At 65.7% G+C, this 11,939-nt stretch carries 19 protein-coding genes; 18 read left to right on the forward strand and 1 reads right to left on the reverse strand.

Going from position 1 to position 11,939, the window contains the following annotated elements:
- The first annotated feature begins 849 nt into the window (after window positions 1-849).
- The gene (locus AB0878_RS48890) at window positions 850-1,299 is read left to right on the forward strand and encodes a hypothetical protein (RefSeq protein WP_366590434.1); all 450 of its coding nucleotides are present in this window, start codon (window positions 850-852) and stop codon (window positions 1,297-1,299) included.
- A gap of 657 nt (window positions 1,300-1,956) precedes the next feature.
- Here the strand turns inward: AB0878_RS48890 and AB0878_RS48895 are convergent.
- Entirely contained in the window at window positions 1,957-2,745 is a 789-nt protein-coding gene (locus tag AB0878_RS48895; protein WP_366590436.1) for a GntR family transcriptional regulator, read from the reverse strand.
- A 119-nt stretch (window positions 2,746-2,864) separates the two neighbouring features.
- Here AB0878_RS48895 and AB0878_RS48900 point away from each other — a divergent pair, with 119 nt between their 5' ends.
- The 17 genes from AB0878_RS48900 to AB0878_RS48980 all read left to right on the forward strand — a co-directional run bounded on the left by AB0878_RS48900 (window position 2,865) and on the right by AB0878_RS48980 (window position 11,846).
- Window positions 2,865-3,248 (forward strand): hypothetical protein, encoded by a 384-nt coding sequence (locus AB0878_RS48900; RefSeq protein ID WP_366590438.1) that lies wholly within the window; start codon window positions 2,865-2,867, stop codon window positions 3,246-3,248.
- A gap of 454 nt (window positions 3,249-3,702) precedes the next feature.
- A complete protein-coding gene (locus AB0878_RS48905) occupies window positions 3,703-3,831 on the forward strand; it encodes a hypothetical protein (protein WP_366590440.1) in 129 nt (42 codons plus the stop codon).
- On the forward strand, window positions 3,828-3,992 hold the full coding sequence (locus AB0878_RS48910; protein ID WP_366590443.1) for a hypothetical protein: 165 nt from the start codon (window positions 3,828-3,830) through the stop codon (window positions 3,990-3,992). Before AB0878_RS48905 ends, AB0878_RS48910 begins: the two co-directional genes overlap by 4 nt.
- 2 nt (window positions 3,993-3,994) lie before the next feature.
- Window positions 3,995-4,162, forward strand: a complete 168-nt coding sequence (locus AB0878_RS48915) for a hypothetical protein (RefSeq protein WP_366590445.1) — start codon at window positions 3,995-3,997, stop codon at window positions 4,160-4,162.
- Window positions 4,163-4,167: 5 nt separating this feature from the next.
- The gene (locus tag AB0878_RS48920; protein ID WP_366590448.1) at window positions 4,168-4,341 is read left to right on the forward strand and encodes a hypothetical protein; all 174 of its coding nucleotides are present in this window, start codon (window positions 4,168-4,170) and stop codon (window positions 4,339-4,341) included.
- A gap of 1 nt (window position 4,342) precedes the next feature.
- Window positions 4,343-4,606 (forward strand): hypothetical protein, encoded by a 264-nt coding sequence (locus AB0878_RS48925; protein WP_366590451.1) that lies wholly within the window; start codon window positions 4,343-4,345, stop codon window positions 4,604-4,606.
- A 1-nt stretch (window position 4,607) separates the two neighbouring features.
- On the forward strand, window positions 4,608-4,790 hold the full coding sequence (locus AB0878_RS48930) for a hypothetical protein (RefSeq protein WP_366590454.1): 183 nt from the start codon (window positions 4,608-4,610) through the stop codon (window positions 4,788-4,790).
- Window positions 4,791-4,881: 91 nt separating this feature from the next.
- Entirely contained in the window at window positions 4,882-6,249 is a 1,368-nt protein-coding gene (locus AB0878_RS48935; protein WP_366590457.1) for an FtsK/SpoIIIE domain-containing protein, read from the forward strand.
- A 17-nt stretch (window positions 6,250-6,266) separates the two neighbouring features.
- Window positions 6,267-6,605 carry a hypothetical protein gene (locus tag AB0878_RS48940; protein WP_366590459.1) on the forward strand — a complete coding sequence of 113 codons (339 nt, stop codon included), beginning with the start codon at window positions 6,267-6,269 and terminating at the stop codon, window positions 6,603-6,605.
- 2 nt (window positions 6,606-6,607) lie between these two features.
- Window positions 6,608-6,829 carry a hypothetical protein gene (locus tag AB0878_RS48945; protein WP_366590462.1) on the forward strand — a complete coding sequence of 74 codons (222 nt, stop codon included), beginning with the start codon at window positions 6,608-6,610 and terminating at the stop codon, window positions 6,827-6,829.
- Window positions 6,826-7,251 (forward strand): hypothetical protein, encoded by a 426-nt coding sequence (locus AB0878_RS48950; protein ID WP_366590465.1) that lies wholly within the window; start codon window positions 6,826-6,828, stop codon window positions 7,249-7,251. Before AB0878_RS48945 ends, AB0878_RS48950 begins: the two co-directional genes overlap by 4 nt.
- Window positions 7,252-7,262: 11 nt before the next feature.
- On the forward strand, window positions 7,263-7,478 hold the full coding sequence (locus AB0878_RS48955) for a hypothetical protein (protein ID WP_366590468.1): 216 nt from the start codon (window positions 7,263-7,265) through the stop codon (window positions 7,476-7,478).
- Between the two features lie 16 nt (window positions 7,479-7,494).
- Entirely contained in the window at window positions 7,495-8,199 is a 705-nt protein-coding gene (locus AB0878_RS48960) for a DNA methylase (RefSeq protein WP_366590471.1), read from the forward strand.
- A gap of 39 nt (window positions 8,200-8,238) precedes the next feature.
- Window positions 8,239-9,063, forward strand: a complete 825-nt coding sequence (locus AB0878_RS48965) for a hypothetical protein (RefSeq protein ID WP_366590474.1) — start codon at window positions 8,239-8,241, stop codon at window positions 9,061-9,063.
- Between the two features lie 104 nt (window positions 9,064-9,167).
- The gene (locus AB0878_RS48970; protein ID WP_366590477.1) at window positions 9,168-10,538 is read left to right on the forward strand and encodes a replication initiator; all 1,371 of its coding nucleotides are present in this window, start codon (window positions 9,168-9,170) and stop codon (window positions 10,536-10,538) included.
- Complete coding sequence (locus AB0878_RS48975) at window positions 10,510-10,686, forward strand: helix-turn-helix domain-containing protein (RefSeq protein WP_366590480.1); 177 nt, start codon at window positions 10,510-10,512, stop codon at window positions 10,684-10,686. Before AB0878_RS48970 ends, AB0878_RS48975 begins: the two co-directional genes overlap by 29 nt.
- Complete coding sequence (locus AB0878_RS48980) at window positions 10,686-11,846, forward strand: site-specific integrase (protein WP_366590482.1); 1,161 nt, start codon at window positions 10,686-10,688, stop codon at window positions 11,844-11,846. Before AB0878_RS48975 ends, AB0878_RS48980 begins: the two co-directional genes overlap by 1 nt.
- Window positions 11,847-11,939: the final 93 nt, after the last annotated feature.

The following is an 11,939-nucleotide window of genomic DNA, read 5'->3' on the forward strand; positions in this document are numbered from 1 at the left end:
GTGCCCCCGGCAGGACTCGAACCTGCGACCTAGAGATTAGCGCGGCACCGTGCTCGATGTCTATTATGGATAGTCGTTGTTGGCTGCTAGCAGGTCTCTTCGCATTAGCAAATAGCTGTCCGTGGTCGTCATTGGTCACTGTCGACCATCCATAGATGAGGGTTACCTGTGGGTGTCGATCTTGCATTGAGTGATCGACGGGGTTGGCGTCGCGGCTCGACGAAACCCCCGATGCAAGGACTACGAGTGCATATGGTGACGATAGTATTGCTGACGGTAACCATCGCCGGTCGCGCCAGGGTTCGTGACGTTGTCGTGAGAGAATGAGTGTATGGCTGAGGGAAGTGTGGAGGTGACGAGCTGGCGACGAAAACTTGTCGCGTTTATCCTCGTTGCCGTCATTCTCGTCTGTGCAGCGTTACTGGTGTTCGTCACCTTAAATAAGCCATGGACGGTGGTGATTCAGGTGATCTCGGCCGTTGCGGGCGCCGCTCTGGGAAGTACCCTCTCGGCCGATTCTGCGCGGACTGCAGTTCGGGCTCAGGCTAGGCCGGCGGTCCGTCGAATATTCGATCAGATTACCCGACTTCAAGCGTTGGTCGTCCGAGTTGAAGCTTACGGGGACGCGATACAGGCTCATATAGAGAATGGGAAGCGTTCAGATCCCAGCAGGTCTGTAGATTGGTTCAACTCCGTGGCTTATAACATTCGTGAGGAAATTAACTCGACTGCCACGGCTGCGGAAGACTGGGGCGACTTGACTCCCGATGTTTATTCAAATGAGCTAGAGCGCTATAGGACTCGCGAATCTCGAATGCCGAACTCATCTGCCGCAACGAAACAGGGGTAATGACATTGACTATCGAGGGGAAGGTCGCCCAGGTCACGAGTGACCGCGAGTTGATTATCAATCGTGGTGAGCAGGATGGCGTCACCGAGGGAATGACTTTTCGTGTCAAGGGTCAACCGATAAGTGTTGTAGACCCAGATACCAAAGAGGAAATCGGGACGATCGCAAAAGTCAAGGTTGTTGTGCGGGTAGTGGAGGTTGCTGAACGATTTTGTATCGCGCGAACCTTCCGATCAAGAAAAATCAATGTCGGTGGAGACCATCCGGGCCTTGGGATTTCGGGAATGTTCCAGCCGCCGAAATGGGAAACTCGCGTTGAGACTTTGCGTCGGGATCCTTCTGCGGATACGGAGATTTCCGCAACGGAAAGTATTGTCTCGGTGGGTGACCTGGTTGAACTGGCGGACCCGGACGACCTGGAAGCAGAAGCAACCACTATCTGGCGGTAGTTGGACGCGATAGATCTTTGAATTGGCCACCTGCAAGTGGGTGGCCTCTTCGCCATCTCGTCGACCTGGCGTAGCCCGATCACGTCGGGTCAAGGGGGCGCGTTCGAGCACTCCGGAGCCCGCCGGCGCGACTGCCCCCTTGACGCGGCGTGATAGCCCTCGGGGAGGTCGGCGAGATGGCGACAGGACGCTCACGAACGCGACTCGCCCGCTTTGTCGCCCATCTCGGAGACCTGCCCGTCCGGCGAGGACATTCTCTTCGTCTTGTCGTCGGCCCCTGGTGCAGCCGCCGGCCGGTCGCGTGGGGTGCCGGAGGCGGGGCCCCGCGCGTGCCGGCCGATAGCGGCGCGGCCCCGCAGGGGCCGCCTTGAACAAGAAAAGAAACTCTGAACACAGGGGTCACGCCTGGCGCGGCGGAAGGTCGGATGCCGGAGTGAATGTGGCGCCGCAGCGGAAGCACCGGCCGGCATCGTAGGCCACGTCCGTGTTGCCGCAATTCGGACAGCCGTGGAGCCTGGCGGGTGCTACTTCGCTGAAGTCGGTGAAGACCTGGGGCGTATCTGGGCCGTAAGGATGCTCGTGATCCACGGTTCCGTCCGGCCGGATCTCGGTGGGCGCGTCGTCCTCTTCGGGGTGGTGCGACATCGAGCCGTGCTCCTACTTCGGTCGGTCCATCATGTACACGAACTCGTACCTGTCCGTGGGGAAGATGATGTCGGCCGCCTCGACGGGCACGAGGTCGTCGGAATCGCCTTCCGTTGCTCGCACAGTCTGGCGGATCTCCATAACGGGCACGCCCGGCGGGATCGAGAGCTCAGAAGCCTCCGACGTGGTGGGCTGGCGGACGATAAGGCGCTCCTCGATCTGGCTCACGGTCCAGCCGATCGCACGGAATCGCGCGTTCAGGCCGTGGTTGCCGTGTGGACCCTCGTGGGGATGCTCGATCACGGTCCCGCCGGTGATTCGGAGTGGCTCCCAGGACACGGACATGCTCATCGGCCGGTCATCGGCGGAGATCTTGTACGTGGTGGTTGTGACTTCCTCGCCGGCCTCGATATCGAGCCGTCGTGCCACCCAGTCGGACGCCTTCTCCGTGTGGGTGGCGTGCTCGGCATGCGGCGTCCTGCCGGCACGGCCCGCCTCGCGGACGTAGGTTCGTTCGTCCTGTTCGAAGTGCCGATACGGCATCGTGCGGAGCATGACGTTCATCTCGGCGACGTACGTCCCTTTGCCGGGCACCGAGTAGACCAAGCCCTCACTCTGGAGGACCTGGAGCGCCTTCTTGCTCGTGATCATGCTGACGCCGTACTGCTCACATAGGGCCGACGCGCTGGGGACCGGGTCGTCGACTTGCAGCAGGCCTACACGGATCTTGTTCCGGACGTCCTCGGCGATCTGCATGTACTGCGGTAGTGCCTTCTGCTGACTTCGGTCGTTGCTGGTCATCTGGCGGTGTCCTTAGTCCATTCGAGTGATCAGGCGGGTATGGTTTGACATTTTAGGTATGTCGTCGCATACTAGGTACGCAACACGATACCAGCACCGCCTACATCTGGAGGGTCAACATGCAGGACATCTCGTGGTACAGCGGCAACTACAAGTTCATGGTCACGGAGGCGCCGGTGATGAAGATGCGCGAGGACAAGAGCGGCGAGATGGTGCCGGTGGTCGACCGTAAGACTCAGCTGAACGCGTTCGTGGTGATGCTGTTCGCCAAGCCGCTTCCGGTTCCGGGGCAGCGTCCGGGCAAGGGTGAAGAGATCAAGGTGACGCTGACGACGGACCCGGGGGATGGGTTCGACGAGGGCACCTACGTGGAGCTGATCGACCCGGTGCTCAACACGTACCAGACGACGAACGACGAGGGTCGCATCACGGGTTCGGGTCTGTGGTTCAAGGCTCAGGGGATCAAGCCTGCCGGCTCGGGCGCGGTTCGCGACGCCGCCTAGTTCCGGCTCATGACCGGCGGGTGTCCGGTCACGCTGCGGCTACCTCCCCGGCCGTGAGCGCACACAACACCCTGGAGCCCTTCCCAAGTCGGTTGGCTGCCCGTTTTCGAGTCGGGCAAGGGCACTTTCCGTTCATTGACAATTACAGAGTGAGCCGATCTATGCCAAAAACGCGCCTGTTTGTGGTGGTGCGCCTCGATTCCCACCCGGTTTTCGTGTGGGATTCCTGGGGTTTTACCACGGATACGCGGTACGGAAAGGAGAACGATTATGGGCAAGGTTTCCGCTGGTCCGGACGGGTTGTCGACGTTCGACCCGTACGGCCCGAAGAGGTTTTCGTGATGGCCGACCACGTCTGCTCGGCTGATTTCTGGCTCTCCCCGACTGGAATTGCGACGTGCAAGGTGTGCTCGCGCCAGTGGGACTACTTCAACTAGGAGGAATGAGAACGATGGTGGCTGAATGGAGTCCGTTCGTGTTCTGGGTGGTGATCACCGGCTGTCTCGTGGTCGCGTCGCCGATCATGGGTGGCCTCGCGATCGTGGCCGCGCTGACGATCCTCGTGTCGGGACGCAAGCGATGAGCCGCCCGGTCAAGGTCGGGGTGGTGATCCGGATGCTCGCCGCCCGGCTGGAGCGCGAACGCGCCGAAGCGCTGGGGGAACCGGTCAACGACTTGGCTTGGCAGGCCGGCTACTGCGAGGGCCTGCTCCACGCCCAACACGTGATCCGCAGGGAGGGCTGACCATGCCGGAAATCATGGCGATCATCGAGGCCGCGAACACGGCCTACCGGGAGTTCATCGACTCTCACCCCGACCGCGACATCCGGATCGCGGTCGGCAACGCGGTCAAGTTCCTGACCGCAGATCTCACCACGGCGGCGGAACTGACCGCCCCGACACGGGAAGGCTGAAGCGGATGCAGGAGATCACGAACATCATCACGGCGGCCGACACGGCGTATCAGGCGCTGCGTGCGAGCGACGCACCGGACGAGGTCAAGGCCACTGCCGGACGTCACCTGCGGCTCCTGGTCGCGGACCTGTCCGGTCTGAACTGGTCGGTGGAGAACTGCCCGGAGAGGTGGAGCTGACATGCAGGTGGGATTCCTCAACCGACGGGCACAGGAACGGTACGGGACGTTCGTGGCGACGCTGGACATGGTCGCCGACGTGCTGAACGAGGTCGACAAGCTCATCGCCTCCTACGACGAGGACGCGATGAACGGCTCGTGGACCATCTCCACAAAGGACGAACTCAAGACCTTCCGCACGCGGGCGTTCGACGAGCTGGACCGCCTGCGCACCCTCGGCAAAAAGCACGAGGCGGAACTCGTCTCGCGAAACTGGAGGCTCTGACATGGCACACCAGGTCGACCGGGTCGTAGAAGACCTCGACTCCACGTTGCGCCAACTCAAGGACGCCATGCGCGGGATGCCGGTGAACGAGCACGGGTTCAAGGCCGCACACGACAAGGCCGCCCGCGCGGTCGCCGTGCTCACCACCGAACTGACCGACGCCCGCCCCGCGCTTAACCCCTGAACCTCTCGAACACCTCACCCGAGATCGGCCCCGCCCTCCACAACTGGAGGAGACGGGGCCGTTCTCGTTCTACCGGAAGGACTACACGCTCATGAGGCACCCCAAGTCGAACCGCAAGGTCGGGACCGAGTTCAAGGGTCTCAAGTGGACTGCCCGCCACCCGGGCAGCGTGCTCGCCCCCGCCGGCCTGCTGGCCTCCGGGATCGAGCTGGGCTGGACCGCCACCGGCGGCGTCATCGGCGGCACCACGCTCGGCCTGTGCACCTGGTACCGCGCACACCCCGACACCTTCGATCACTACGCCGCGCCCCGGATGCGGGCCTGGCGCCGTCGCTGGTCGACCTACTTCGGTCCCCGGTTCAACCGGGCACTGCGGGCCTGCGACCTCTACGTCGTCGACCGCCGCACCGACGAGATCCGCTACCCCCGCGTCACGAAGATCCGCTCACACTCGCCCTCGGTCGACACCGTCACCGTGGAGATTCCGGCCGGGATGGGTCGCCGGAGCTTCGAGGACCGCGCCGACGTCCTCGCCGACGCCCTGCGGGTGGAGCGGGTCGCCGTGGAGCGGGTCAAGCCCGGCCGGGTCGCCCTGGTGATCCAGCGCCACGAACCCTTCACCGAGACCATCGCCGCCCCGGACATGCCCGACGAGGCCGGCGCGGTCGACCCGAGTGATATCTACATCGGCGAGACGGAGTACGGCACCGAGTGGCGACAGTCCCTTGTCGGCAAGCACGTCTTCATCGCCGGCGGCACCGGCTCGGGTAAGAACTCCATCCCGATGTCGGTCTTCCGAGGGCTCGCCCCGCTCATCCGAGATGGGCTGGTGCGGCTGTGGATCTGCGACCCGAAGCAAATGGAGTTCCGCAAGCTCGCCGGCATCGCGCACAACTACCAGCACGAGGAAGCCAAGTGCGCGGAACTGGTCCGCGAGTACGTGGAGGACATCCGTCGCGTTCAGCGCGAGTTCGCCGCAAGCGGGCAGCGAAAGATCACCATCTCGCGGGAGACTCCGCTCAACCTGCTGGTGATCGACGAAATCGGCGCCTTGCTGGCCTACGGCGACGCCGCCATCGCCCGCACGCTCCGCAAGGACCTCGCGATCGCGACTTCCCAGGGCCGCGCCACCGGGCATAGCACCATGGTGCTGGTCCAGGAACCCACCAAGGACACCGTTCCGGTGCGGGACCTGTTCCCCATCCGGATCTGCCTGCGGGTCACCACTCAGTCCCACGTGGACATGACCCTCGGAGACGGTGCCCGCCTGAGGGGTGCCCTGGCCGACGAGATCCCCGAGGGTGAGGAGACCGCTGGCATCGGGTTCGTGATCCGCCCCCGGTCGCGAGTCCCGCAGCGGGTTCGCTCCGCCTACGTGGCCGATCACGAGATCGACGAAATGGTCGCCTTCATCGCGCGGGGCCTCGCCGGCTCCCCGGCCCTGACGGTAGTGGCCTGATGGACACCTTTCCTTGCGTGGTCCACGAAACGTACTGGTACGTCCTCGTCACGGGCATCGACCTCGCTGGGGACGAGTCGACGTTGGTGGACCTGTGCACGACGAATGAGGCGGCTGCTCGCGCCTCATACGAACGGGCCGCCTCGAACTACCTCGACGTCCATCTCGAACGTTGGGCGCCGGTGTTCTTCGCGCGGTGTGTCGTGTGTGGCGAGGGCTGCGGTTCCGGAAGCCTGCTCCTGCCGTTTCGCGGTTGGGAGGACCTCGTCGACGACGTCCGCTACTACGCCGGCTGGACCACAACCTCCGAGCAACAGGTGTTCTGCCCGAATCACCGACCCGACAAGGAGAACTGACCATGTGGCGTATCGGTTTCTACGTGTGGCGGACCTGGCTGTGGGTCAAGCTCGCCGCCCCCGCCCTGCTCGTGCTGTTCCTGATCTACCTCGCCCAAGGCGCTTCCGGGCTGTTCTGGAGCGCGCTGGTCGTGTTCGGCTGCATCGCCCTCGGGGTCGGGATCGCCCTGACTGCCTTCCGCAACCAGGAGTTCGGCCCGGTCGGACGGGAGCGTGTCCGATGAGCCGCCACACCGAGGACCCCGGGCAGATAGGGCTCTTCGGCACCGTGGGCCGGACACCCGCGCCGACGTCGGCCCGGCAGTGCCCGCCGGCGAAGCCCTCGGGCCGCAAACCGGCCGGACACGTCGGCAACCCCCTCGTGGCCAAGGACGTGCTCGCCGAAGTCCGCGACGGACGGTTCGCCCTCCTCGACGACACCGACCGCGTGATGGTGTTCGAGGACACCGACCGTGTCCGCCTGGCTCTCGAAGAGGACATCGTGGTGCACCTGATGTCCATTGAGTACGTCCGCAGGGGCGCCAACCGCGACACCGTCACGGCCTACCACGGCGCCGTCCGCCGGCCGGTGACACCGCTCAAGCTCACGCCCCGGGGCCGGGACATGCTCCAACGCTGGTCCAACCTGGTCGGCTTCAAATCCTGAAAGGACGTTCGGTGCGTAACGGCTACGACGAATTGATCAGCAAGGTCCGCCCGCCCGTGGAGGACTACTACGAGACTCGAACCCGCGAGACCGCCACCCACGACGGAGAGCTCTGGTTCGAGCACCGGGCACTCAGCGAACAGGCCGACGTCCTCGCTGGGTGGTTCGACACCATCGCCGGCATCTTCCGCAAAGAGGCCGAACGCTTCCGCACGGGCCACCTCTAGACGTTAGGAGTCCACAATGCACACACGCCGACGTCCTCGTATCCTGGACGCCTTCTGCTGCGCCGGCGGCGCCGCCCTCGGCTACCACAACGCCGGGTTCGAGGTCGTCGGCGTCGACATCGAGGCCCAGCCCAACTACCCGTTCGAGTTCCACCGTGGCGACGCGATCGCGTTCATCCGGGACCACGGACACGAGTTCGACGCGATCCACGCCTCACCGCCGTGCCTGAACGCGACCGCCCTCACCGCAGGCAACCGCAAACGCCCCGGGTGGCACGACGACCACCTCGACCTCATCCCGCCGACCCGGGCCGCGCTCGCCGGCATCCGTGCCCGCACCGGCGCCCCCACCGTGCTGGAGAACGTCCAAGGCGCCGAGGTCCGCAAAGACCTCGTCCTGTGCGGACTGTCGTTCGGGCTCAAGGTGTTCCGACACCGCTACTTCGAGCTCAACGGCGTTTTCGTGCTCACCCCGCCGCACACCAGCCACAAAGGACACCGCGTCGCCGGCTGGCGCCACGGCATCCACCACGACGGGGACATGGTCGCGGTTTACGGCGACGGCGGGGGCAAGGGCAGCGTCACCGACTGGCAGGACGCGATGGACATCCACCACACCGACGTCCGCCACGAACTGGCCCAGGCCATCCCGCCCGCCTACACCGAGCACATCGGCGAAGCCGTGCTCGACACTCTCACCGTCCTCGCGCTCACCGCCTGACCATCCACACCCGACACACCCCAGAAAGGAGGGATCACCGTGTTCGGCAAACCCAAGCCCGCCCCCGAGGACGGCCCGGCACCCTCACGCCGGGTCCGCGTCCTGGCAGAACAGCTCGACGAGGCCCGCGACGTGCACCGGCTGTCCAACCACCCGATGCTCGCCGCGGTCACCGCCGACCGCTTCCGCGCCTCGGTCACCCGCACCATGTGGGTCTTCCTCGCGGTCGGACTCGGGTTCACCACCACCGGCGTGCACGACTTCCTCGCCGGCGACCGCCCCATCACCGACCCGCTGTGGTGGGGCGCCTGGCTCGCCGAACCCGCGCTCGCCGGCATCCTCGTGACGCTGCTGCGCTGGGAAGCGGCCATGCTCTCCCACAACGTCGACACCGACGCCAAGCCCGTCCGCTACCTCAAACGGCTCCTGCTCGCCGCCACGCTCGTGGCCAACGTCTGGGCCGGGCTCGCCCCCGCCCACGGCGGGATCTCCAAGGGCATGGTGTTCTTCCACCTCGTCATCCCGCTGGTGGTGTTCCTGCTCGCCGAGGTCATGCCGGTCATCCAGCAGACCTGCACCCGCGTCCGCGAACAGGCTCTCGCCACCGTTCCTCACGCCCCGGAACCCGCACCGGCCACCACCGCGCCGGCACCGGAACCCGCGCCGGCACTGACTCGGGCCCCAGCGTTCAAGCTCCCGCCGGACGTCGCCGCCCGTGTCCACGCCGCCGCCACCGCCGCGCGCGACGAGGGCCGGGACCTCACCACCGACGACATCCGCCGCGTCGCCCGCCTCCCCGAAGCGATGGCCACCCGCGTTCTCGCGGACCTGACCAGTCGCAACGGACACCCCGTCACCACCTGATCCGCCTTCCCGCGCGGACCGCCTTCATGGGCGCGGGAGCCGGCTGCCACTGCGGCCCGACTCCCGCGCCTTTTCCATGTCCACCAACCGAAAGGGCCTCGTCGATGCACACGCTCGAAGACCGCCTCGCCGCCCGCGTCCAGGCCCTCGACTACGACACCTGGCGCGCCAAAGTCCACGCCGTCAACGGCTGCGCCCGCCCGATCCGGCTCGCGGGAGCCCACCAGCTCCAGGACGCCGCTACCGGGCAGGTCCTGCACCACCACGGCGGGGACATCTTCGCCCCGTGCGGCAACCGCCGGGAGTCGGTGTGCCCCTCGTGCTCGGACCGCTACGCCGCCGACGCGTTCCACCTCATCCGCGCCGGCCTCATCGGCGGGCACAAGGGCGTCCCCGAGACCGTCACCGACCGCCCCCGCGCGTTCGTCACCCTCACCGCCCCGTCGTTCGGCGCGGTGCACCACGCCCGCACCAGCGCCCGGGGCAAGCGCATCCCGTGCGGCTGCGGGGAGTTCCACCACGACGCCGACACCCGCGTCGGAACCCCGGTCGACCCCGAGACCTACGACTACACCGGCTCGGTGCTCTGGCAGGCCCACGCCGGCGCGCTGTGGCAGCGCTTCACCACCCGCCTGCGCCGCGAGATCGCCAAACGCGCCGGCCTCAAGGTCCGCGAGTTCACCGAACAAGCCCGCCTCTCCTACTCCAAGGTCGCCGAATACCAGCGGCGCGGGCTCGTGCACTTCCACGCCGTGATCCGCCTCGACGGCCCCGACGGCGCCACCAGCCCGGCCCCCGCGTGGGCACACCCGGACCTGCTCGACGACGCCGCCTACGCCGCCGCTGGGGCCGCCTACGTGAGCACCCACTACCGCGACGGAACCCCGCTCACCGTCGTGTGGGGCGAACAGGTCGACGTCCGCCGCATCGAACCCATGGGCGCAGCTGAGCTGGAGGACGACACCGGCCGCATCAGCGAGGGCCGCCTCGCCGCCTACATCGCCAAGTACGCCACCAAGGGCACCGGCAAGAGCGAAGCCGCCGACCGCCCCATCCGCTCCGAACGGGACATCGAGTTCCTGCGGGTGAGCGACCACCACCGCCGCATGATCCAAACCGCGTGGGACCTCGGAGATCTACCCGCCTACGAGGACCTCAACCTCCGTCGCTGGGCCCACATGCTCGGGTTCCGGGGCCACTTCCTCACCAAGTCCCGCGCCTACTCGACCACCTTCAAGGACATTCGCGGCGACCGCCGCCGCTACCGGCTCGAGGAAACCCTCGACCGCCTCGGCCTGGCCGACCGCGCCGGCTCCATCGCCGTGATCAACGCGTGGGACTTCGACGGCGCCGGCTACCGCGACGACGCCGAACGCGAACTCGCCGCCGGCATCGCCGAACGCATCCGAGACGACCGCAAACTCAAATACAGCAAGGAAAACGACCATGGACAACAAACTGCTCAGCGTGGATGACCTCGCCGGCTACCTCGACGTGCCGGTCAACACCGTGTACCAGTGGCGCAAGACCGGGAAGGGCCCTAAGGGGTACAAGATCGGCAAGTACGTCCGGTACCGGCCCGATGAGGTCGACGCCTGGATCTCCGACCAGGGGACCGCCTGATGGCGCGCCCGGCGCTCCCGCTCGGGACCTGGGGAGAGGTCCGGACCTATCCGACCAGCCGAGGTGGTCACCGGGCAACGGCGCTCTACAAGGATTACGACGGAGTCACCCGTCCCGTTGAACGGCACGGGAGGAGCCCGGCACAGGCCAGGAACAATTTGCTGACGGCCCTGCGAGACCGGTCACAAGCTACGGGCGACTCCGAGATCACGGCTGAGACCAAGGTCGGGGTGGTCGCAGAGAAGTACTTCAAGGAGCTTGAGCAGTCGGACAAGGCGACTCGGACGAAGCAGGACTACGCCGGCGTCTGGCACCGGTACCTCAAGAAGCCGCTGAGCAACCTCGCGGTGCGGCAGATGAAGGTGTCGGTGGCGAATCGAGTGCTCACTAAGATCCGCGACGACCACGGCCCCGCCGCCGCGAAGCAAACGCGTGCGGTCCTGACGGGTATCTGTGCGCTGATGGTCCGGCACGATGCGTTGGACGAGAACCCGGTTCGAGAGATCGAGTCGCTCAGCATTCGGAGCAAGACGCCTAAGGCAAAGAGAGCAATCAACGCCGGCAATGTGACCGAGATCTTGGCTCTGTTCCACGCATCCGAGGTCGCCAAGCGCCTTGACCTCGTGGACGTGGAGGATGTCCTCTCAGGACTCGGGTGCCGTATCGGGGAGCTGCTCGCGCTCGACTGGGAGACCTCGGTCGACTTCACCGAAGGCACGCTTTGGATACACGGAACCGTGATCCGCGAGAAGGGCGTCGGGCTGGTGGTCCAGCCGTACACCAAGAGTCCGGCCGGCATGCGCCTCATCCGGCCGCCTGCGTGGGTCATGGAGATCTTGCAGTGTCGGTATGAAACCGTGACATCGAAGTGGGTTTTTCCCAGCACCACAGGGACTCTCCGTGACCCTGACAACACGCGAAAGGCGATCCGGGGGATCGTTGCCGGTACTCCATTCGTCGGAGTCACCAACCCGCATGCCTGGCGCCACTACGTCTCTGACGTGCTGCACCGTGCCGGTGTGGACGCGCGCGAGATCGCCGACTACCTCGGACACGACAAGGTCAGCACTACCCAGGACCACTACCTGGAGCGCGGTGTCGTCGGAAAAGACGCCGGTCTCGCTCTGAGCGACCGTCCACTTACGAATCATGTGGGTTAGATATGGGCGTCGGCATGCAAAAACCCCTGGTCACTGACGTGACCAGGGGTTTTGTGCCCCCGGCAGGACTCGAACCTGCGACCTAGAGATTAG

Origin of the sequence: Amycolatopsis sp. NPDC047767, assembly GCF_040704195.1 — a bacterium.
Taxonomy (GTDB): Bacteria; Actinomycetota; Actinomycetes; order Mycobacteriales; family Pseudonocardiaceae; genus Amycolatopsis.